This is a genomic window from Marinobacter sp. CP1 (assembly GCF_001266795.1).
GTDB lineage: Bacteria > Pseudomonadota > Gammaproteobacteria > Pseudomonadales > Oleiphilaceae > Marinobacter > Marinobacter flavimaris.
In genome coordinates, this window is sequence record NZ_CP011929.1 from 4,727,467 (window position 1) to 4,747,566 (window position 20,100).

The following is a 20,100-nucleotide window of genomic DNA, read 5'->3' on the forward strand; positions in this document are numbered from 1 at the left end:
CCGTTATTACTGCGCAGTCACTGCTGAGTCGCCGAGGGGACTCAGGATCAGAGGGTTGAGGTTTTCGCGAAACAGACGGTGCCGCTCCAGGGCGACCGGATCAGCCGGACGGACCAGTTCCGGCGCCTCGTCATTCAGGTCTGCCCTTGGCCGTCTTGGCAGGCTCGGCGCCTGCCAGGGCAATATGTAAAGTACCCGGGGCTCGTCTTCGCCAAGACTTGCAGACAGGCCCTCAACACTGAGCCGGACAGTGTCATCCTGGTCCGCCTTCGCCTGGTTGAGGAAAAGCACCTGAAGGCCTGCCAGCAGCAGCGCAGTAAAGAGGTTTCTAGAGGTTTTCCGGCTACCAATCATTTATTCCAGCCTCCTTTCCAGGTCCGCAATCCACCCGGCCACCTCCTGGTCGTCTGCTTTCGTCAGTTCCCGGTACCGGTTGTAGTGCGTGAGGGCTGTTTTCAGATCCAGCAGATAGAGTTCGGCAATCACCGCCAGATTGAAATGCAGCTCCGCCACATCCGGCGAATGGGAAATGCCTGTTTCCAGCAATTTAACGGCTTCGGCGAACCGGTACTGATCCTTCAGGACCAGCGCCAGATTGTTCACGGTCACGGCATTGGTGGGGTCCAACTCCACGGCTTTCTGCCAGGCGTCCACCGCCGCACCTTTCCTACCTTCTTCGAAGGCCTTGCGCCCTTCCTTTTCAAAGCTTGCCGCCAGCTCTGGATCGGTTCTGGCCGGCTCCTCTGGCTGCCGCACTTCCTGGCCGGCACAACCGGCGAGAAACACCAGCAGAAAACTCAGTAGCAGTAGTGTTTTCCGCAACGAATTACACGCCATCGTTAGACTCCATGTTCCAGCTGAGCCACTTGACACTCCGCTCGTAACGGCCCGGATGCAGTTCCGCAAGCACGCCAAGGCTTCGACCTATCCAGGCGTCATAGCCCTCCGATGTGATCCGGCGGTGGTTTTCCGTGTGCAGCTGAATGGCTTTCTCTTCGAAGGGATACGCCTCTTCTTCAAGCAGCATCTGGTACTGCATGGCCTCAAGCTCATTCAGGTCCGAAGGTACTGCTGACGTCATCAGGTCTTTCGCCAGTCCCCGGTAGAGCTCTGCCCGGCGGAACAACGACTCAGACAGAACGCGCTCCCCGCCGAGGGCTTCGGCATTCAGGAATCGCTGTCGAGCGGTTTCCAGTGCCTTCTGCTTGCGCCCCAGAGATTGTTCCAGAGGCTGGCTCAGGCTGATGCTGGTAAACGCGGCAGCCGCACGGGCGCCAAGCACCAGAGAAGACCGGGATGCCCATTCAAGGGTGTCGGCACTGTGCCAGGCACTGTCCAGTTCTGACTGGACCAGTGCTTCTCGCCAGTAATCCGGATCGTCACCGGTTTCTACCAGGCGATAACGGAAGATTTGGAGCCGCTCATGTTCAGATCCGTCGCCAGGCTTCGGGTCGGTCGCAAGATAGTCCCTGTACAGGGCATTCCGTTCCGCTACATTGCCAGCTTCGTTCAGCAATTCCGAAGCCCGCAGCCGCAATTGCCAGGGATTGGCATGATTTTCAGCGGCCTGCAGCAATTCGGATGCTGCCTGGGTGGGTTTATCGGACTGAATCCAGGCGTGTACCAGCTTTTCACTGATACCCGCAGTCAGATCATGTTGCGGGTGGTCGGTGCGGAACTCTTGCAGGTCGACAACAGCGGCTGTCCAGTCCGATGCCTTGAGCAAGGTATTGGCGGCGTCGTAACGGGCCCGGATGGCGATTTCGGAGCCGGGTAACACTGAATCAACCCGCCGGAAATGACCCACAGCCTCTCCGAGCCTGCCCTGGGATGCTGCCACTTCCCCCTGGCGATAAACTGCCGTCGCCAGTTGCCTTCGAATGGCCGCCAGCTGGTCGCCGTTTACATCCTTGAGCTGATCGCTCCCGGCAAGATCCAGCGCCTGATTCCACGCGCGTTCCGCCAGTCCATAATCGCCCTCTTTCTGGCGGATCCGGGCCGTTACCTGCCATGCAGCGTATTGCTCTGTCGGCAATGCCCCGGGGGCAGTCAGAACCTGCGAAGCATAGTGCAATCCCCGCTCATGATCGCCGGCTGCAAGCCAACGGGCAGCCAGATCCGCCATCAGGCCGGAACCCCGGTTATCACCCGCGAATCGCTCGTTAAAACGATTGGCTTCGCCTGAAAGGTCCTCCAGACCGGGTTTGAATGCGGTAGCCCCGTACTGCTGGTCGACGCCGTCTCGCAACAGAGTGACGGCGGCCCAGGCAGCATCTGCTGCCTCACTGTAACCGGGCGCCTCATAGGCAGCCTTGCGAAAGTTCGCCAGTGCCTTCGGAAAGTGGCCTGCCTGCAGCCCTGCATCCCCGGCAAGCCGCAAGACCTCGCCGCTCTGGCCAACCCGGGGTGCCAGTCCTTCATAGTAAGTGGCGGCCCGTGCAAAGGCAGACTCAGAGGTTGCAACCTGCCCCTGTTCCGCCGAGCGGGCGCCCAAATCATAGTGATAGTCCGCCAGCCGTCTGCTGAAGCTCCGCCACTTGTCCTGCTGGCTCCCATTCAGCCCGGCAAAGGCGGAATCCAGGCTATAGCTGTGGACGAATCGGGCCCGGGCCGTACGAACCCGCTCCGCGTCACCCGCCCCTTGCCAGACATCCACCACCTGCAACCGAAAGGCGGGAACGGAATGGTGATTCGGGGAATACTCGATGAAGGCCCGGTTAGCGGCAACACTGGCCCTGGTCTCGCCCTGGATGGCGTAATAATCCGCGAGACGGTCGAACAACAGGTGTTCCCAGGGGCGCGGCTGGGCCTTATCCAACCACGCAATGAGGGTGTCCGGCCCACCCTTTCGGGCCGCCATCAATGCCAGCACCCGGAAGGTATCGTCGATGGTATCAACACTGGATTCACTGACCGACGCAAGGCTCTGTTCCTGCGGCAGAAACTCGTCCAGAACCTCGACAAACGTGCCTGCGGCCCTGTTCCATGCAGACGGGCCCTGTTTGAACTGGCTCCAGCCAAGCATGTATCGGGCCTTGGTGCTGAACTCTTCGCTGTCGCCGGATTCAATCAATTGCCGGTAGCCGCTTTCTGCCTCAGCGTACTGGCCAGCACCAAAGGCGGATTCCGCTAACCGGAACCGGGCCTCCGGTACCAGAGGCGAATCAGGGTAGAGCCCCACCAGCTGTTTCAGCCTCTGGATCGACGCATCCTGCTGTCCCGTCAGGGCATGGGCCTTGGCCATCTGGTAAAGCAGTTCATCCAGCCGCCCACCATAGGAGCCGCGCGCCAGAATGGACTCGTAGCTGCTGATCGCTTCGCTGTAGACCCTTTCCTCTTCGGCCGGAGAAAACCCTATGTCTTCACCTGAACGGTCCCGGATATTGCTCAGGCGGTTTAGGGCATCAATCCGGACCTCTGGTTCGTCGGATGTGCGGAACAGGCGATGGTAACGGCGGGCAACTTCCGAAGGCGAGATTGCCGGCATGGGCCGGCTTTCAAAGGTCAGGAACACCGGGCGCATATCCCCGATGGTCTCGCCGTCCCGGCCCAGTTCCACACGGAAAGATTCCTGGGCCACAACCGGCGCAACCATAAGTAAGGAAAGGCAGAAGCTCTGAAACGGCCGGATCATGGCTGGGTCTCCTCCAGGTTCTGAAGGGCGAGGTATTCATACAGGTGAGCAATCTGCTGTTCGGTTTTGTCCAGTGCGAAGGCCATCTGCTGGTCCCTCGCTTCGACATAGTCGAGAGCCAAATCGTCCAACGCCGTTTCAGATGCTTCAAGCAACTGACGAACCGCCAGCAACAGCGCTTCGTTGCGCTCTGTCAGTGCTTCGGCTGAGCGACGTAACCGTTCCAGGATTTCCGGTTGCCCCGATGCCTTGCTCTGGACCTGGCTCAATCGGGTCTGGGCATCCGACAGGGTTTTCCGAAGAGCCTCGATACGGGCTTGCTGGCCGGGACCGGCGCTATCCGCGAGGCGCAGCAGCCGTGCACCGAGCTCCGCCCCCCGCGCATTAAGATCAGCGGTGCTTTGCCTGGATTCCTGCTGATGGATGCCGACCAGCTGTTCTTTCAGAGCGCCCTGAAACACCTCCAAATCGTGACCGTGGCGTTCAAGTTTTACCGCCATCGAACGAAGGGCTGCCACCCGCCCTGCGGCCCTCTGGACGCCAGGGTCCTCCATGAAGCCAAGAAGATAGGCCATTCGCGGTTGAGTCAAGGTGCGGCTGTCGGCAAGAAACCAGTCAATCCCGGTTTCCCTGGCATCTTCCACCAGGGTTTTGTAGGCGCCCTGTTCGCGAATCTTGCCGGCAAGTTTACGAAGCGTGACCCGTTCACTCTCGAACGCAGCGTTGGCCGCAAGGTAGGCTTCTCCAGCCTGCCCGAGATAGCCGGAGAGATCGTAGCCGCGCCCCATCCCTATCCATGCGTCGGCAACTCCCGGGTAGGCCAAAGGATATTTCCTGGCTCGATGCCAGCTCTGCATAGCGGCCCGGTGATTGCCTTTTTCTGTCAGCGCCAAGCCGTGCAGGTAAAGGGCCCGCGGCGTGTTGAAACTGTCGAGATCGACCTTCTCCAGAAAGCCGATCGCTTTATCGAATTCGCCGTGCTGGTAGGCAAGGTAGCCCGCACGTACCAACAGATTATTCTCCAGATGCTGGCTACGCTCGGAATCGGCGTCACCATCGGACATGGCTAACGCAACCCGCAGAGCAACCAGCGCTCTGGCCGGGTTAAGATCGGATTTCGCGTAATCACTGGCAAGATTGAGGTATCCCAGAGCCGCCCAGTAGCCCTCTTTCATACCGGCCAGGATGCGCCCGGCCTCATCGGTGCGGCCTTCGGCTCGTGCCTTCTCAGCATCTTCATAGAGCGCTTGCTGTCGTCTGTCCCCAAGATCGACGCCGACTTCTCCCGCCTGCCGGAATTGCTTGAGACCAGAAAGGACATCATCCGGCATTACCGGCGTGGCCGCCCCGGAAAAGTTGGAAACAGTCAGAGGTAACACAAACAGGAGGACCCGGAGCATCATGGCGCCCTACTCCCACTCCACGAAAGAAACCCGAGGTTCGTAATCGGGCGCCCGGGCTTCCAGACTCATCTGCAAACGGAGTACGCCGGGGCGTTTTCTGAACTTATGGGTGGATTCCCGCCGCACGAAATCATCATCGGCAGAGCGAGCGGTAATCACCGTTTTCAACTCATGCTCGCCGTTTTCCAGGTTCCCGGTGAACAACTGCTGGATTCCGCCGCGTTCAAGCGATGTCCGCTCTCGATCGGAATACAGGTGGGAAGCGACAGGTTGGCCATTCACGAAGAGCTCGACGGAATCAAGATCGAGCGCATCCCGGCTTTGAAGTGTCAGAAAAACTGCCAGTCTGGTATTGGCTGGATGCAGGACCTTCTGCTCAAGGGCGAAGACGCGCTCCGAATGACTGGCGACCTCGGCACTCAAGCGTTCGAGTTCCTCGTCAAGTCCGTTGGCGGCTACAGCCGAGACAGCCAGCAATGACAGAACCACCGCACCGAAGCGGACTAACCTTTGGCGTGCTATCCGTCGCCTTTGTGATTTTTGTGTGCCGAACATAAGCCTCCTGCCCTGCAGCCTCTGTAACTCATGCAAACTTCTGTAACAGATCGGCAGAAAGCGTAACACTTGGTAACCGCCAATAACGGTATCCAGATCACCAAATGAAAAACGCGAGTCCGGCAGTTAAAAATTGAGAAGAGTGTCGACTTATTTGACAGGGTGAGGAGAGTTATCGGAGCAAAATATAGCCTAAGCGGATAAGCTGAATTTTAAACGACTGTTTTAGCAGCCTTTTATCCAACTGGCCCTGTATTTGCTCACTGGAAGGCGGCGGGATTGCCTTCGGGCAAACCCGCTTGATATGCCGAGCTTTGCCGATGCCCTCAACCGCATCGGCTTTTTTTATTTACTCAGCTGTTTCATGGCCGACTCAAGGCCCTCGACGGTCAGCGGATACATGTGGTCGTTGACGAGCTGCTTGGTCATGCCCAACGAACCTCCGTTACCCCAGTAACTCTCCGGAAGCGGGTTGATCCAGACAACCTTGCGGAAGTGCTCATTGATACGTTGAAACCAGGTAGCGCCCGCTTCCTCGTTCCAGTGCTCAATTGAACCACCGGGATGGGAGATCTCGTAAGGCGCCATGGTCGCATCGCCGACAAAGATCACTTTGTAGTCGGGCGTGTACTTGTGAAGAATGTCCCAGGTGCTGGTGGTTTCATTCATCCGCCGGATATTATTTTTCCAGACACTTTCATAGACGAAATTGTGGAAATAGAAATATTCCATGTGCTTGAATTCGAGCCGTGCGGCCGAAAACAGCTCCTCACAGACACGAACGTGGGGATCCATGGAGCCGCCCACATCGAAGAAGATCAGCACTTTCACAGCGTTATGCCGTTCGGGCACCATCTTCAGATCCAGATAACCGGCATTGCGGGCAGTGGAACGAATCGTGTCGTCCATATCCAGCTGGTCTGCCGCACCCTGGCGGGCGAACTTACGCAACCGACGCAACGCCACCTTGATGTTCCGTATACCCAGAGTCACGCTGTCGTCCAGATCCTTGAACTCGCGTTTTTCCCAGACTTTAACGGCCCTGCCGTGGCGGCCATTTTTCTGGCCAATACGGAAGCCTTCGGGGTTATAGCCGTTCGCCCCGAATGGTGAGGTGCCGCCGGTTCCGATCCATTTATTGCCACCGGCGTGGCGCTCTTCCTGCTCTTCCATTCGCTTCTTGAAGGTCTCGATAAGCTCCTCAAGGCCTCCCAGAGAATCAATTTTGGCCTTCTCTTCCTCAGACAGGTGCTTCTCGAACTCGGCCCTCAACCAGTCGTCCGGAATCAGTGCTTCCAGCAGGTCGTCGAGGTTCTCGATACCTTCAAAGTAAGCCTGAAAGGCACGGTCAAACTTGTCGAAGTGGCGCTCGTCCTTAACCAGGCAGAGGCGAGCGAGATAGTAGAACTCTTCCATATCCGCAAAGGCGAGCCTTTTCTGAAGGGCTTCCAGAAGATCCAGGAATTCCCTCAAACTGGCCGGCACCCTCGCACGCCGAACTTCAAGAAAAAAATCAATCAACATAAAACGTGACTCTTGCCAGTGTTCTTGCCGAGAATCAGCTGCGACGACGGGCCATGAACGCGAGCTTCTGCAACAGGTGAACATCCTGCTCGTTCTTCACCAGAGCACCATAAAGAGGCGGCAGCGCCGAACTGGAATCCTTTTCCTGCAACATTTTCGCAGACAGCTCATCAGCCATCAGCAGCTTCAGCCAATCAATCAGCTCCGAGGTGGACGGTTTCTTCTTCAGCCCAGGTACCTTGCGCACATCGAAGAAAACTTCCAGGGCATCGCGAACGATCTCCTGCTGCAAGCGCGGGAAATGCACGTCCACGATATTCTGCATGGTGTCATGGTCGGGGAAACTGATGTAATGGAAGAAGCACCGACGCAGGAAGGCATCCGGCAGTTCCTTCTCGTTGTTGCTGGTGATAACCACGATCGGACGTTTTTTCGCCTTTACAGACTGTTGCGTCTCATAAACAAAGAACTCCATCCGGTCGAGCTCCAGCAACAGGTCGTTGGGGAATTCGATATCCGCTTTGTCGATTTCATCAATCAGCAACACAACCTGCTCGTCAGCCTCAAAGGCCTCCCAAAGCTTGCCCTTTACGATGTAGTTGCTGATGTCCTTGACCTTTTCATCACCCAACTGGGAGTCCCGCAGACGGGAAACCGCATCGTACTCGTACAGGCCCTGCTGAGCCTTGGTGGTGGACTTGATGTGCCAGGGAATCAGTCTCATCCCGAGGGCGGCGGCCATTTCCTCGGCCAGCAGGGTTTTCCCGGTGCCCGGCTCGCCCTTGATCAACAGCGGGCGCTGAAGCGCAATCGCTGCGTTGACGGCCATTTGCAGGTCATCGGTGGCTACATACTTCTCGGTACCGGTAAACTTCATGGTCTGGTTCCTGTTGGTTACTTTTTCTGGTCTTTCTGATCAGGTTTTTTCTTCGAGTCGTCTTCGGGCAATCCGGACTCGTCCTGATCATAATCGGGTAAATCGTCGAATTCGGACAGATCGAAATCTTCAAGCCCGAACTCCTCCTCATCATCATCTTCCGGCCCATCCGCGTCGGACGGATCGGCAATATCCTCCAGCTCCGGGATATCCTCATTCAACTCCGCAGGCTCTTCCTCCACCGGGGTATCCGCTACCGGGATGTCCTCTTCCAGTTCGTCGGTCGGTTCAATCTCCGGTTCCATAAGCGCTGCATCTTCCGACTTCAGGGCGGCCTCATGTTCATCAATAACGGCCTCCAGCTCAGACATATCCTCCTCAGATGCTTCCTCGGTTACCTCAGGGATTTCCTCGGCTTCGACGTCCTCTTCCGGCTCTGAAACTGCCTCCGGCTCGGGTTCTGGTTCTGGTTCGGGCTCGTCCTGCAGATCCTCAAGTGTTTCGCGCTCTGCTGCTGCTTTCTCTTGCGCCTGCTGATCCTGTTTACGCTTACGGAGGGCAAACCAGACCAGGCCGCCAAGAATGAGCAGCCCGCCACCGGCTGCGCCGACCATCCACAAAGGCACGGCAAAAGCAGGTTCCGCCGCTTCCGGCTCCTCAGGGGCCGATTCAGGCTCCTGGACCGCTGGCGTCTCTGGCTCCTCGACCTCGCTTACGTCGATGGGCGATGTAATCGCCGGTTCCGGCCCGGATTGCTCCGGCTCAGACACCGGCGGCTCCGGTTCAGACTGCTCAGGGGCGAGTGCCGGTTCTGTCACCTCCGGCTCCGGCGATTCAGCCGGCTGATCAGCGGGCTCAGCCCCTTCAGGCGTCGTAAACCCGACGGTGGCGCTGAACTTGCGGCTGAAGGTCTGGCCATCGGCCACCACATCAAAGGTGTAGAGGCCCGCGGCTGGCAAACGACTGACCGTGTCCCGGTAGGTGCCGTCTTCCGGCGGCTGCTCTCCCGACAATACCTTGGTTCCACTTCTGCCATCCTCGGAGGTGATACTGAGGCTGACCTCAATCACACCCAGAAAATCGGGATTAGTGATTTTCTCCCCTTCTTCGAAAAAGCCGACCCGGAGCTTGAGGGGCTCCTGCAATGTGAATGAAGGAGGTAGAGGATTGACCACCATTCTCAGATCGCTAACGACCGTAACCCGGCTGCCCTCTCCGAGCTCGCCATCAATGCGCCACTGTCCTGCCAACGGCTCATCAACCGTGATAAGGTCGTAACCGGCTTCCCTGGCCCAGCGGACGTTGTCGGGAAACTCCGAAAGATTAACGACCCGATCGTCCGGGCGCACGAGGGCAAGCTCCCGGGTGGCAGAGGTTTCAGACTCGCCCCAGAAAATCAGGGCGGTAAACTCACGAACGCCCTCGTCCACAGTAAAGCCATTGCCCTCAATGGGAATCTGCTCCTGTGGGACCGCGGTATTCAATGCCTGAAGAAATGCCAGGTTCAGCGCATCTGCTGTATCCGCCACCTGGAAACGACCGCCGGAGTCTGTCGCCAACGCTTTCAGAAAGTCGGTATCGGCGGCCTCAGAGAGAGCTACGGGGTGAAAGGTAGCGCCCCTTTCGATGAGATCAGCGACAATCGTATCCAGAATACGAGTTTCCTCTGCGGTATTCTTTGCAGGATCGTCGGAGATATCGACCTTGCCGTCGGTCAGCAGTATGAAGTGGGTCCGGCTCAGATCGCCGTCTGTGAAATAATCATCGCTGGCTGTCTCAATAGCCGCGCCAAGGTTTGTTCTGAGTGCGACCGAGTTAATCTGAGCTGAGCGCTGAATGGCCATTTCCCGCCATGCGTTGGTCACCTCACGGTGCGGCACCAGCATGTTGACATATTGCCCGAAGGTCCAGACACCCGCGGAGGCCCCCTCTGGCAACAGCCGGGCCAGCAGACGCACGGCGGGCTGTCGCAGGTTGTCCGGATCGGTGTCTTTCATGGAGCCCGAGATGTCGACTATGATCCGGACGTCCGACTCCTCCGGCAGTTGAACATCGTCGCTCTCCTGGGCATTCAGCCCTGCCGGAAGACTGAGCACGAAGCAAATTGCAACCAGCCCAAACCATCTCGACGTCATCTCTCTCAAGGCATCCATCCTTATCTTTTTTTTCTTTTTCGCGCTATTTACGAACAAGACGGTAGCGAACCAGATCCAACACCCAGACCAGCAGCATGACCAAGCCGGCGAGCCCGAGGTTAAACACGGCCCGACCTGAAGCGTCGGCGTCGCCAAGAATCATTTCATAGCCGCCGAACAGCCAGGCCGGAATCCACCAACCGGCCAGATCGGGTGATTCAACCGGCGTGAGCAGCAAGGCCACCAGGGCGGCGAGAATCAGGGTCCGCACTCCATAAAAAGGTAGAAAACGGATCAGGCTCTTCATCATGTAAAAGAACACGACAAAGGCTATAGCGTAGGCGGCCCAGAAAATCCCATAGGCCATTTGTGCATCGGTATCAATCATTACAGGATCCAGTGAATGATATGTTCTTCCCAGTCTTCTTCCGGCACGCGGTCTTCTGAAATCACCTTGTGACGGATCGAAACGCCTGCTTCGTGCACCGAATCCGGATCCCCACTTCGAAGAGGATGCCAGTCGGCCAATGGCCGGTCTTCAGCCAACGTCCGGTAGGCGCAGGTATACGGCAACCAATGGTAGTCGCTGACGGTATCCGGTGTCAGCACCGTGCAGCCCGGCACCTTCTTGAGCCGCTCTTCGTAAACGGTGCACTGGCAGGTCTCTTCGTTCATATAACGACACACCAGATCGGTGTGGTAGACCTCGCCGGTGTCTTCGTCTTCCAGTTTGTTCAGGCAACACTTCCCGCAACCGTCGCAAAGAGACTCCCATTCTTCAGGCGTCATTTCATGCAGGCGCTTACGTTGCCAGAACGGCACCTGGGCAATCATGGATTGCGCTGATCCAGTCTGCGCTTGAAGTCCACCACGTACCCTTCCTGCTCTTCCGGCATTTGCAGAAAAAAGTCCTTCTCGCCAATGGCTTCCAGAACCTGCTTTCCGGTAGTCCTCGCAAGCTTGCGGTCGGGCGTCAGGACCAGATCCATGGAATGAACCGGCTGACCGAAAATACCCCGGAGGCTCTCGGGAAGCTCCTCCCACTTCTGTCCGCGCCGAACAAAAAGGTAGGTATCCTTCTTTTTGCTGCTCCGGAAAACAGAGACAAATTCCCGCTCTTTCATGACTTCAGTAATTCCTCGATATCAGCGCGAACCGGAGCAAGAATCTGCGCCCGCCAGCCCTGGAAAAAATCGTGTTGCGCGAGGTCCGGTTGCTGTACAACCTTTTCCAAACGCTTTCTCGGCGCCAACAATTCCATTGGAATATCAGCATCTTCTGCCGCACTCCTGAAAAGACGCTTTAACTGTTTAAAGAATCCCTGCTGATCCCGGGACAACGGTGGCGCAATCCTCTCAAGGGACGAATTATCCGCGGTCGATCCCCGGCTAACAAGTTCAATCAGGGTATCGCCGTACCGACGGACTGCGCCGGATGGCACTCCCTGAATGTTGGAAAGTTCCTTCAGGGACGCTGGCAGCCTTTCCGCGATCGCAATCAACAGTGCATCTGCCAGCACACGGTTCCTTGGCCGGTCCCGCCGCTGGCACTCCCCCTCACGCCAGCGCACCAGTTCCTTGAGAACACCCTGTTGCTGAGCCGAGAGGGTCCATCCGGCCCGCAGTTTCAGGTAATGGTTGTCGGGATCCTCCTGCCCTGCCAGTTCAATGGCAAAGCGCGCCGATTCCTCAACCAGAGCCGCTTCCAGACCGCGATCGCGAAGTAATGCACTGACCCACTGGTACATCGGCTCCAGAAAACGGATATCGTCAATCGCGTAGCGTTGCTGAGCATCGCTCAGCGGTCTCGCCAGCCAGTCAGAGCGGGTGGCGGACTTGTCCAGAGTCTCACCGAACAGGGTTTCCACCAGCCTCGCGTAACCCAGGGAGAACCCTTCTCCGGCCATTGCGGCCCCGATTTGAAGATCAATGACACCGGCAGGTTGAAGATTCAGCCACTGGCGAAAAAGTTCCAGATCTTCGCTCATGGCGTAAAGAAGCTTTGGAGTGTCCGGGTCCGCCAGGACTTCCCGAAATCGTCCGGACTGCTCGGCAACGGAAGGGTCCACCAGGCAAAACTCGCCGTCGAGGCCCAACTGAACCAACCCCGGTATCGGGTAAAAGGTGTTTACCCGCTCAAATTCGGTGTCCAGCGCCAGGGGCTTGCCCGGTGCCCGATCCAGCCATTTGTCCAGAGCTTGCGGTTCCCGGATCCAGTCAATCCTGGTCGGAGCCGGGGGAACGTCAACAGCCGCAGCGGCCTGGGCAGAAATATCCATAAATGTGCCTGGTAGGGTTATTCGGTCTGGTTCAATCGGAGAGCGGCTTGCGGCCGCGGAATGCGTGAGTCAGGGTAAAGCCGTCAACATAGCCCAGCTCGCCACCAACCGGAATGCCATGGGCCAGCCGGGTAATCAGGATCCCATCACCATCAAGACGGTCGGCTATGTAGTGGGCGGTAGCCTCGCCTTCCACGGTCGGGTTGGTCGCCAGGATCAGTTCCGTAACGCCTTCGTCTCGGATCCGCTTCAGAAGGCGTTCGATGCCAATTTCTTCCGGCCCCACGCCATCTATGGGTGACAGATGCCCCATCAAGACGAAATAACCGCCCCGGTAGTCACCAGCCTGCTCAATTGCCAGAAGATCCGAGGGACTTTCCACCACACACAGGGTACCGGTGCGCCTCTGGGGATTGTCACAGATGCCGCAGATTTCGGTGTCGGCAAAGTTCTGGCAGCTTTCGCAGCGCCGGACACCGTTCATGGCCTGGCTTAATGCGTCGGAAAGACGGGTGCCGCCGGAACGGCCACGCTCCAGCAAATGGAAAGCCATGCGCTGGGCAGTTTTCTGGCCAACACCAGGCAGGCAACGAAGGGATTCTACAAGCTCATCAACCAGCGGGCTGAACGCCATGAAAGGTCCTCAAACGACTGCAGGATGAAATTCAGAACGGCATCTTGAAACCGGGCGGCAGACCCATGCCCGACATCATACCGGACATCTTCTCCTTCTGATTTTCCTCAACACGCCGAACGGCATCGTTTACCGCAGCGGCCAGAAGGTCTTCCAGGATGTCCTTTTCCTCAGACATCAGAGATGAGTCGATGTCCACTTTACGAACGTCGTGGCGGCCATTCATGGTGACTTTGACCAGCCCGGCTCCGGCTTCGCCAGTCACTTCGGCCTTGGCGATTTCTTCCTGGGCCTTCTGCATCTCTTCCTGCATCTTCTGGGCTTTTTTCATCATGTCGCCCATATTATTCATCATAGCTTATCTCCTGCTTGTCTCTGCCGGCCGGATGCTGTCTTCCACTACCCGCGCCTCGAATCGTTCAACAATAGACTTTACGACCGGATCCTTGCGAATGGACGCCTCTGCGGCTTCCTGGCGCGCCTTTCTCTGGCGTTCCTCATAAGCCGCAGGGGTGTCTGGCCCGGGATTGCCCTGCTCTGTACGTAACTGAATGGAGTCGCCAAAGCGGTTTCTCAAGGCAGCCAGAATCTTTTCCTCGTGCCTGCTGTTCAACAGCCGGGCGTGCCCCTCATCAATGGTCAGCGTAATCACATCGCCATCGCGGGACATGGCGCCGTGACTGGCAAGGTTACCGGGCATGCCCACAATGCCAAGACTTCTAAAATCACGGTGCCAGACGAATTCGCCCTCAGGCTCAAGCGCCTGCTCAACTGCAGGTTCTATCGCTGGATCGGGCTCCACAAACGCGGGCTCCGGAGCCGGGGCCGCCTGTTCAACGGGCTCCGCGGCAACTTCAGCTGCTGGCTCTTCGGTAACAGGAGCTTTGTCGCTTAAAGGATAGATCTCTTCATACTCTCCAGCGGCCTCGGCCTGGGCATCCAGACTGGCCAGCCAGGATGCATCCTCATCCGCAACGGGTGGCGCGGCCGGCATCTCGGGTTCAGGCTCAGGAGTGGATTCGGGTTCCGGTTCCGGCTGTTTTTGCTCTACCTGTGGGGTCGGCGCCGGGTCGGGCTCATCCCGTGGCTCGGAAGCGGCAGACTGACCACCGGAGCTTATGGCCGGCGGCTCTCGCCGGTCAGCCCCGGGGCGGAAGGCAAGCATCCGGAGCAGGGTCATTTCGAACCCCATCCGGGCATCCGGCGTAATGGTAAGGTCTTTCCTCCCAATCAGCGCAGACTGGTAAAAAAGCTGGGCATCCTCGGCACTGAGCTTGCGAGCCAGCGCCTGGACCTGCTCGGCATCGCCGAGGGCGTTATCGGCACTGCCCGGAACCACCTGTTCCATGGTCACCCGGTGAAAGAGCGATAGCAGATCGGCGAGGATCACACTGTAATCCGGTGCAAAGTCCGAAATCCGGCTGATTTCCGCCAGCAAGGCCGGGCCGTCGCCTTCAACGAGTGCATTCACAATGCGTTCAATATCCCGCTGATCAATGGTCCCCAGCATATTACTGACATCACTGGCGGACAGCTTCTGGTTGCCAAAGGCGATAGCCTGATCGGTGAGGCTCAAGGCATCGCGCATACTGCCGTCCGCAGCCCGGGCCAGGAGCCACAGGGCCGGTTCCTCAAATGGAATTTCCTCGGCACCCAGTACATGACGCAGATGGCCTGCGATGTGCTCCGGCGTCATGCGTTTGAGATTAAACTGCAGGCACCGGGACAGCACTGTGACCGGTAGTTTCTGGGGATCGGTCGTTGCCAGCAGGAACTTGACGTGTTCCGGCGGTTCTTCAAGGGTCTTAAGGAAAGCGTTGAACGATTGGTTCGTCAGCATGTGCACCTCGTCAATGAGGTACACCTTGTAGCGCCCACGCGTGGGCGCATACTGGACGTTATCCGTCAGCTCACGCATATCATCAACGCCGGTCCGGGACGCGGCGTCTATTTCAATCAGATCCACAAACCGGCCTTCCTGAATCTCCTGGCAGCTCGAGCATTCACCACAGGGGTTCGGGGTTACGCCGGTTTCGCAGTTGAGGCAGCGTGCAAGCAGGCGCCCAATGGTGGTCTTGCCTACCCCACGGGTCCCCGTGAATAGATAAGCATGATGAAGACGCTGGCTTTCCAGGGCGTGAATTAACGCCTGGAGCACGTGTTCCTGGCCCACCATATCCTCGAAAGTGCGTGGGCGCCATTTACGGGCAAGTACCTGGTAGCTCATGTTCCGCCAACTGCAGTGAAAAACGGCTTTAACCTTAGCACGGACAAAGATCCAGAAGAAGCAGACTTGATTCCGGAAGCGCGCTCACAAGTTCATGGCTATCAAGGATAATCAGAAGAAAAAACAGGAGAGGAGAGAAAACTGGGGGTGACTCCATCAGCGACACCCCGGCACACAATTCCACCGCTGCGGCTGCTCCCTTCCGGGCCTGACCGGGTTCACGGTTTCATGTTGCGGAGGCACCAATGGAGCCACCATAACGGCGTTCCGGGACAATTCCCCGAAAGCGGCGCGCATATTAGCAAAAGGGTTTGCACACTACAATGACAAATCAGCACGCCCGTCAGCATCATCCTTGTAAAGGCAGCGGCACTTCATCCTGGCGGAACCAGCAGGCCAGACTGTAGCGAGTGCGGTTTGCCGGTAACACCTCGTGAGGAATTTCCTCGCTCATGAACAAGGCCATTCGTCCTGCCTCGGGCAACACGGTTCCGCACACTTCCTGATCATTGTCCCGGTTGAAAACCTGAAGCGCGCCACCGTCGGCTGCCTGCCAATCTTCGTTCAGGTAGAGCACCAGACTCACCACCCGGGATGCCCTGCCCTTAAAGCTGTCCAGATGCTGTTTATAGAAATCACCTGAATGGTACGTAGCATAATGAGTCTCGAATCGCTTCAGCCCGAGAAACAACCTTTGATTCAGACCCTGGCGAATGGACTCGAAAAACTCGAACAGCGCGGCCTGAGGAGCTGTAATGCCTTGCAGCCAGGCAATCTTGTCGCGCCGCACCGACCGGTCTCGCACCAGATCACTCCCGCGCCCGATGCCGGCTTTTTTCATGGCATCGGTACGATCCAGAATCTGCACTTCCTGTTTCAGCGCCGCCAACAGGTTGGCGCCCAGCCGCGACCTCACATCCAGCGACATCCAGCCGTGCTCGCTCAGCCCTGAAGCCAGTTCATCCAGCCAGTCCTCAGACACCGGCTCCTGTTGCTCCGGCGTGAGATCCATCGACTGGACATCACTGCCCGCCACCGCATCCTGGGCGCTGTGCAAAGGTGTGATAAGGGGATCATGGATCGGAATGATTACCGGCGTTTCCATCGGCAGGCCTCGTACTGAATTTGAGCGTATTTTAGGCGCAATTCTCGCCGCAGCGGCAGTTTTAATTTACTCTCTGTGTAGGCAAATACACTTAACCGGTTTCACTCAGTAGCTAACCATGTCAGAAAGCAGTAACAGGCCACCGCTCTCACTTTCGCCGGGCCAGTGGTCCTTCACGCGCTGGAAAACAATCGGGCAACTGGAAGCTCTTGAGGTCCACCATCCTTTGTTCCAGGCCACTGTGTTTATTCAGGGCGCTCATCTGGCAAGCTTCAAACCTCAGGACGAATCTGACTGGCTCTGGATGAGCCCAGCGGCCCGGTACGAACCCGGTCGAGCCATCCGCGGTGGCATTCCCGTGTGCTGGCCCTGGTTCGGCGATCCGGCCCGCAACGCGCCGGAAGTGCGGAAACGCATCCAGACAGACCAAGCCCACGGGTTTGCCCGTACCGCGCTCTGGAAACTGGAAGATGTCCGGGAGAACGCCCACGAAGTGGAAATCAGCCTGTCCCTGGATGCCAATGAAGATTTCAGTGATGTCTGGATCGGGCATGCGCTCGCCCTGCTCACCTTCAGTTTCTCCATCCGCGGATGCCAACTGGCTTTGACGACCACGAATCTGGGGAACGATCCGCTGGCCTTTACCCAGGCGCTCCATACTTATTTGCCGACCAGCGACATAACCCGGACTCGTGTGCTGGGTCTCGGAAACAGCCAGTACATCGACACCCTGGATAACTGGGAGTACCGCAACCAGGAAGGCCCTGTGTATTTCGACGGCGAAACGGACCGCATCTACGAGAGCGGCGAAACCCTGACGATCGTGACACCCCGAACTGGCCGCAAGCTCTCGGCCGTAGGCAGTGACTCAACTGTGGTCTGGAACCCCGGTCCGGCCAAGGCGGCCAAGCTATCGGACTTTCCCGATACGGCCTGGCAGTCCATGCTGTGCGTCGAAACCGCCAATGCCGCCAGCGATTATCGGGTGCTAAATAACGGGCAAAGCCACACATTAGGCGTATTCATCGGAAGGAAATCATGAGCCTGGCATCGTTTCTCAAAAACCGACTGGTTCCCGCGGAACTGGACGAGCATATCAACCGCATCCGCAAACCCATTGGGAGCCTGGGCTACGATCCGTGGGGCTACAATAACGAAGCCATGAAATACGGGCTCTCGCTCACCAAACAGATTTACGAGAAGTATTTCCGGGTAAAGGCCCAGGGCGTCGAAAACATTCCCGCGGATGGACCCGTGCTGATTATCGCCAACCACAGCGGGCAGCTGCCTATCGACGGCCTGCTGATTGGCTACGCCCTCGCCTCCCGGGAAAAAGATGCCCGTATTCCAAGGGCGATGATTGAACGCTTTTTTCCGACCGTGCCCTGGCTGGGCAACTTGTTGAATGAAGTGGGCGCCGTGCTCGGAGACCCGGTCAACTGCGCCAAGATGCTCGCCAATAACGAAGCCGTCATCGTGTTCCCGGAGGGCATTCGCGGTTCCGGAAAACTCTACCACGACCGTTACCAGCTCAAACGGTTTGGCAACGGCTTCATGCACCTGGCCATGAAGTACAAGGCGCCGATCGTGCCTGTCGGGGTAGTGGGCTGCGAGGAAACCATCCCGGCCATCGCCAACATCAAGCCCCTGGCAAAAGCCCTGGGCATTCCCTATGCCCCGGTCGCCATGCCCGTGGTGCTGCCGGCAAAAGTTCACCTGAACTTCGGAGCCCCGATGTACTTCGACGACCTTGAAATTCCCGAAGAACAGGTCACAGAACGCGTAGAGAAGGTCAAGGCGGAAATCAGCCGGCTGATCGACAAGGGACTGAGCGAAAGGAAAAGGCTTTTCTGATGAGCGAACAACGCAGACCGCACATTCTGATCACCGGTGCCGCCGGCGCCCTCGCCCAGAAAGTTATCGAACAGCTCCGGGATACCTGCGACCTGGTCGCCGTGGATTTCCGCGACCAGGTCTACCTGGGCGACGACATCCCCAGCTACTGCATCGATTTCAACAAGCGGGTGTTCGAGGATCTGTTCCGGCGCTATGAGTTTGATGGCGTGATCCACATGGGCCGGATTATGTCCAGCCAGCTCACCCGCATGCGGCGCTACAACGCCAACGTGCTCGGCACCCAGAAGCTTCTGGACCTGAGCCACAAGTACGGCATCAAACGAGTGGTCGTGCTTTCAACGTTCCATGTTTACGGAGCGGTGGCCTACAACCCAGCACTTATCGACGAAGCGGCACCGCTCAAGAGCGCAGGGCTCAGCGCCGACCTGATTGACTCCGTGGAACTGGAGAACCTGGCCAACATCTATCTGTGGCGCTACCCGGAACTGAACATCACCATCCTGCGCCCCTGTAACATCGTGGGCCCGGGCGTGCGCAACACCATCAGTACTCTGCTGGCCAGCGAACGCGCGCCGGTGCTGGCGGGCTTTTCGCCGATGATGCAGTTTATCCATATCGACGACATGGCCGATGCCATTGTACTGGCGTATAAAAAACCGACACGTGGCGTGTACAACGTGGCGCCGCAGGACTGGGTGGCCTACCAGCACGCGCTCAAGCTCTGTGGCTGCAAACGGATTCAGGTGCCCTCCATCCCACCGATGGTTCCGAAGATGATACTCGGCACACTGAAGTTGAAGAGTTTTCCGTCCTACCTGATGGCATTCTTCAAGTACCCGGTGGTAATTGACGGGCGGGCCTTTGTTAACGAGTTCGGGTTTGAGCCGAAGCGGCCGCTGAAGGAGATTTTCCGGTTTTACCGGGAGAATAAGAGGCCGGTTTAGCCCCGGATAACAAGAAGCCCCGCTATTGGAGTGCGGGGCTTCTTATAGAAGGTTTAAGAAGCTGACAACATCAGTCCTTTGAGCGCTTGGATGCCTTTCTCAAAACAAGGCCGCAGATGCCAAGGGCCAAAAGCGCCAGAGTACCCGGCTCGGGAACTTTTACCGGAGGCGCGGGCGAGAACACGAGCAAATCCTGAGAGAGCTTGTTCCCGTCGGCATCTGAATCCGATTCTAAGACAAACAAATTAAATCCACTTGCAATATCGCCCAGCCCAGTGAACCACCCGTTAGCAGTTTCCTTTGCGTCAGTGAAATCAGTAGATGTGAAGGAGCCGTCGTCCAAGTTTAATTCATCGTTGTTCTCATTGATTATTTCCCAAAGCGCCAATTGAAACGCTGCAGAAGTTCGCGAATCCTTAACTTCGTCTCCACCAAACCCGGTATATAGGCTACTCATAAGATTAACCTTACGGGAATTCTGGAAGTAATCGGTCGCACTTAGCAATGAATAACTTACGGTATTGTATTGATCCAAAAGGGTATCAATGTCGACACAGAATGCATCGAGCACGTCATTCGAAGAAAGAGCGAACGGCGTGTCACCCTGAATATTGCTTACAGAGAAACGAAACATACCAGCAGCAACCCGACTCTGATTGGTACCGTCGTTTGTTACGTTGGTGATAGTTCCCGCCCTATAGCCTTCAGGAAATTTGATGCCATCCGAACCAAACTTAAGGTCCATCGTTGCAATCGGGCCCGCACTCGCGAAAGAGGTCGCAACCGAAAAAATCAGGCCGGCAGACCAAGCTTTTACTTTTTTCCCGTAGTTCATAACTGCTTCCCTTTTCTGGATACGACTATAAACAAATCACCTGACTGTTCCCCACATAGCAGAGAACGGACCAGGACAATAGAAAGAGAGAA

The 20,100-nt window shown here is 57.2% G+C and carries 20 protein-coding genes and 1 other RNA gene; 3 read left to right on the forward strand and 18 right to left on the reverse strand.

Features of this window, described 5'->3' with window-relative positions; translation table 11 throughout:
* Positions 1–6 precede the first annotated feature (6 nt).
* The 17 genes from ACP86_RS21735 to ACP86_RS21810 all read right to left on the reverse strand — a co-directional run bounded on the left by ACP86_RS21735 (position 7) and on the right by ACP86_RS21810 (position 16,372).
* On the reverse strand, positions 7–354 hold the full coding sequence (locus ACP86_RS21735; protein ID WP_053115390.1) for a hypothetical protein: 348 nt from the start codon (positions 352–354) through the stop codon (positions 7–9).
* Complete coding sequence (locus tag ACP86_RS21740; protein ID WP_053115391.1) at positions 355–837, reverse strand: tetratricopeptide repeat protein; 483 nt, start codon at positions 835–837, stop codon at positions 355–357.
* The gene (locus ACP86_RS21745; protein ID WP_053115392.1) at positions 827–3,634 is read right to left on the reverse strand and encodes a tetratricopeptide repeat protein; all 2,808 of its coding nucleotides are present in this window, start codon (positions 3,632–3,634) and stop codon (positions 827–829) included. The genes ACP86_RS21740 and ACP86_RS21745 overlap by 11 nt, the downstream gene beginning before the upstream one ends.
* Positions 3,631–5,037, reverse strand: a complete 1,407-nt coding sequence (locus ACP86_RS21750) for a hypothetical protein (RefSeq protein WP_053115393.1) — start codon at positions 5,035–5,037, stop codon at positions 3,631–3,633. Before ACP86_RS21750 ends, ACP86_RS21745 begins: the two co-directional genes overlap by 4 nt.
* 6 nt (positions 5,038–5,043) lie before the next feature.
* Positions 5,044–5,592, reverse strand: coding sequence for a hypothetical protein (locus ACP86_RS21755; RefSeq protein ID WP_227507784.1), 549 nt, complete (start codon positions 5,590–5,592; stop codon positions 5,044–5,046).
* 345 nt (positions 5,593–5,937) lie between these two features.
* On the reverse strand, positions 5,938–7,116 hold the full coding sequence (locus ACP86_RS21760) for a vWA domain-containing protein (RefSeq protein ID WP_053115395.1): 1,179 nt from the start codon (positions 7,114–7,116) through the stop codon (positions 5,938–5,940).
* A 34-nt stretch (positions 7,117–7,150) separates the two neighbouring features.
* Positions 7,151–7,993, reverse strand: coding sequence for an AAA family ATPase (locus ACP86_RS21765; protein ID WP_053115396.1), 843 nt, complete (start codon positions 7,991–7,993; stop codon positions 7,151–7,153).
* A 17-nt stretch (positions 7,994–8,010) separates the two neighbouring features.
* The gene (locus ACP86_RS21770) at positions 8,011–10,146 is read right to left on the reverse strand and encodes a VWA domain-containing protein (RefSeq protein ID WP_053115397.1); all 2,136 of its coding nucleotides are present in this window, start codon (positions 10,144–10,146) and stop codon (positions 8,011–8,013) included.
* A 25-nt stretch (positions 10,147–10,171) separates the two neighbouring features.
* Entirely contained in the window at positions 10,172–10,516 is a 345-nt protein-coding gene (locus ACP86_RS21775) for a hypothetical protein (protein ID WP_008171839.1), read from the reverse strand.
* Positions 10,516–10,962 (reverse strand): YcgN family cysteine cluster protein, encoded by a 447-nt coding sequence (locus tag ACP86_RS21780; protein WP_053115398.1) that lies wholly within the window; start codon positions 10,960–10,962, stop codon positions 10,516–10,518. Before ACP86_RS21780 ends, ACP86_RS21775 begins: the two co-directional genes overlap by 1 nt.
* A complete protein-coding gene (locus ACP86_RS21785) occupies positions 10,959–11,252 on the reverse strand; it encodes a YcgL domain-containing protein (RefSeq protein ID WP_014577237.1) in 294 nt (97 codons plus the stop codon). The genes ACP86_RS21780 and ACP86_RS21785 overlap by 4 nt, the downstream gene beginning before the upstream one ends.
* A complete protein-coding gene (locus ACP86_RS21790) occupies positions 11,249–12,406 on the reverse strand; it encodes a ribonuclease D (protein WP_053115399.1) in 1,158 nt (385 codons plus the stop codon). Before ACP86_RS21790 ends, ACP86_RS21785 begins: the two co-directional genes overlap by 4 nt.
* A 31-nt stretch (positions 12,407–12,437) precedes the next feature.
* Positions 12,438–13,040, reverse strand: a complete 603-nt coding sequence (recR, locus tag ACP86_RS21795) for a recombination mediator RecR (protein WP_053115400.1) — start codon at positions 13,038–13,040, stop codon at positions 12,438–12,440.
* 31 nt (positions 13,041–13,071) lie between these two features.
* A complete protein-coding gene (locus ACP86_RS21800) occupies positions 13,072–13,395 on the reverse strand; it encodes a YbaB/EbfC family nucleoid-associated protein (RefSeq protein ID WP_053115401.1) in 324 nt (107 codons plus the stop codon).
* Between the two features lie 3 nt (positions 13,396–13,398).
* Entirely contained in the window at positions 13,399–15,267 is a 1,869-nt protein-coding gene (gene dnaX / locus ACP86_RS21805; protein ID WP_053115402.1) for a DNA polymerase III subunit gamma/tau, read from the reverse strand.
* A 151-nt stretch (positions 15,268–15,418) separates the two neighbouring features.
* An RNA gene (ffs, locus tag ACP86_RS22370) (signal recognition particle sRNA small type) lies at positions 15,419–15,515 on the reverse strand.
* A gap of 101 nt (positions 15,516–15,616) precedes the next feature.
* Complete coding sequence (locus ACP86_RS21810) at positions 15,617–16,372, reverse strand: 2OG-Fe(II) oxygenase (RefSeq protein ID WP_053115403.1); 756 nt, start codon at positions 16,370–16,372, stop codon at positions 15,617–15,619.
* A 118-nt stretch (positions 16,373–16,490) separates the two neighbouring features.
* On the opposite strand from ACP86_RS21810, the gene ACP86_RS21815 reads away from it, so the two are divergent.
* From ACP86_RS21815 to ACP86_RS21825, 3 genes are read left to right on the forward strand one after another with little or no spacing between them, the layout of a single operon-like run.
* Positions 16,491–17,414 (forward strand): D-hexose-6-phosphate mutarotase, encoded by a 924-nt coding sequence (locus ACP86_RS21815; RefSeq protein WP_041645245.1) that lies wholly within the window; start codon positions 16,491–16,493, stop codon positions 17,412–17,414.
* Positions 17,411–18,226, forward strand: a complete 816-nt coding sequence (locus ACP86_RS21820; RefSeq protein WP_053115404.1) for a lysophospholipid acyltransferase family protein — start codon at positions 17,411–17,413, stop codon at positions 18,224–18,226. Before ACP86_RS21815 ends, ACP86_RS21820 begins: the two co-directional genes overlap by 4 nt.
* Positions 18,226–19,173 carry an SDR family oxidoreductase gene (locus ACP86_RS21825; RefSeq protein WP_053115405.1) on the forward strand — a complete coding sequence of 316 codons (948 nt, stop codon included), beginning with the start codon at positions 18,226–18,228 and terminating at the stop codon, positions 19,171–19,173. Before ACP86_RS21820 ends, ACP86_RS21825 begins: the two co-directional genes overlap by 1 nt.
* A gap of 70 nt (positions 19,174–19,243) precedes the next feature.
* On the opposite strand, the gene ACP86_RS21830 is transcribed toward ACP86_RS21825, so the two are convergent.
* The gene (locus ACP86_RS21830; protein WP_053115406.1) at positions 19,244–20,008 is read right to left on the reverse strand and encodes a PEP-CTERM sorting domain-containing protein; all 765 of its coding nucleotides are present in this window, start codon (positions 20,006–20,008) and stop codon (positions 19,244–19,246) included.
* Positions 20,009–20,100: the final 92 nt, after the last annotated feature.

What these genes read in the sequence shown, in the direction of transcription:
- ACP86_RS21735 (WP_053115390.1), bottom strand. Translation starts at nt 354, where the DNA reads ATGATTGGTAGCCGGAAAACCTCTAGAAACCTCTTTACTGCGCTGCTG.
- ACP86_RS21740 (WP_053115391.1), bottom strand. Translation starts at nt 837, where the DNA reads ATGGCGTGTAATTCGTTGCGGAAAACACTACTGCTACTGAGTTTTCTG.
- ACP86_RS21745 (WP_053115392.1), bottom strand. Translation starts at nt 3,634, where the DNA reads ATGATCCGGCCGTTTCAGAGCTTCTGCCTTTCCTTACTTATGGTTGCG.
- ACP86_RS21750 (WP_053115393.1), bottom strand. Translation starts at nt 5,037, where the DNA reads ATGATGCTCCGGGTCCTCCTGTTTGTGTTACCTCTGACTGTTTCCAAC.
- ACP86_RS21755 (WP_227507784.1), bottom strand. Translation starts at nt 5,592, where the DNA reads ATGTTCGGCACACAAAAATCACAAAGGCGACGGATAGCACGCCAAAGG.
- ACP86_RS21760 (WP_053115395.1), bottom strand. Translation starts at nt 7,116, where the DNA reads ATGTTGATTGATTTTTTTCTTGAAGTTCGGCGTGCGAGGGTGCCGGCC.
- ACP86_RS21765 (WP_053115396.1), bottom strand. Translation starts at nt 7,993, where the DNA reads ATGAAGTTTACCGGTACCGAGAAGTATGTAGCCACCGATGACCTGCAA.
- ACP86_RS21770 (WP_053115397.1), bottom strand. Translation starts at nt 10,146, where the DNA reads ATGGATGCCTTGAGAGAGATGACGTCGAGATGGTTTGGGCTGGTTGCA.
- ACP86_RS21775 (WP_008171839.1), bottom strand. Translation starts at nt 10,516, where the DNA reads ATGATTGATACCGATGCACAAATGGCCTATGGGATTTTCTGGGCCGCC.
- ACP86_RS21780 (WP_053115398.1), bottom strand. Translation starts at nt 10,962, where the DNA reads ATGATTGCCCAGGTGCCGTTCTGGCAACGTAAGCGCCTGCATGAAATG.
- ACP86_RS21785 (WP_014577237.1), bottom strand. Translation starts at nt 11,252, where the DNA reads ATGAAAGAGCGGGAATTTGTCTCTGTTTTCCGGAGCAGCAAAAAGAAG.
- ACP86_RS21790 (WP_053115399.1), bottom strand. Translation starts at nt 12,406, where the DNA reads ATGGATATTTCTGCCCAGGCCGCTGCGGCTGTTGACGTTCCCCCGGCT.
- recR (WP_053115400.1), bottom strand. Translation starts at nt 13,040, where the DNA reads ATGGCGTTCAGCCCGCTGGTTGATGAGCTTGTAGAATCCCTTCGTTGC.
- ACP86_RS21800 (WP_053115401.1), bottom strand. Translation starts at nt 13,395, where the DNA reads ATGATGAATAATATGGGCGACATGATGAAAAAAGCCCAGAAGATGCAG.
- dnaX (WP_053115402.1), bottom strand. Translation starts at nt 15,267, where the DNA reads ATGAGCTACCAGGTACTTGCCCGTAAATGGCGCCCACGCACTTTCGAG.
- ACP86_RS21810 (WP_053115403.1), bottom strand. Translation starts at nt 16,372, where the DNA reads ATGGAAACGCCGGTAATCATTCCGATCCATGATCCCCTTATCACACCT.
- ACP86_RS21815 (WP_041645245.1), top strand. Translation starts at nt 16,491, where the DNA reads ATGTCAGAAAGCAGTAACAGGCCACCGCTCTCACTTTCGCCGGGCCAG.
- ACP86_RS21820 (WP_053115404.1), top strand. Translation starts at nt 17,411, where the DNA reads ATGAGCCTGGCATCGTTTCTCAAAAACCGACTGGTTCCCGCGGAACTG.
- ACP86_RS21825 (WP_053115405.1), top strand. Translation starts at nt 18,226, where the DNA reads ATGAGCGAACAACGCAGACCGCACATTCTGATCACCGGTGCCGCCGGC.
- ACP86_RS21830 (WP_053115406.1), bottom strand. Translation starts at nt 20,008, where the DNA reads ATGAACTACGGGAAAAAAGTAAAAGCTTGGTCTGCCGGCCTGATTTTT.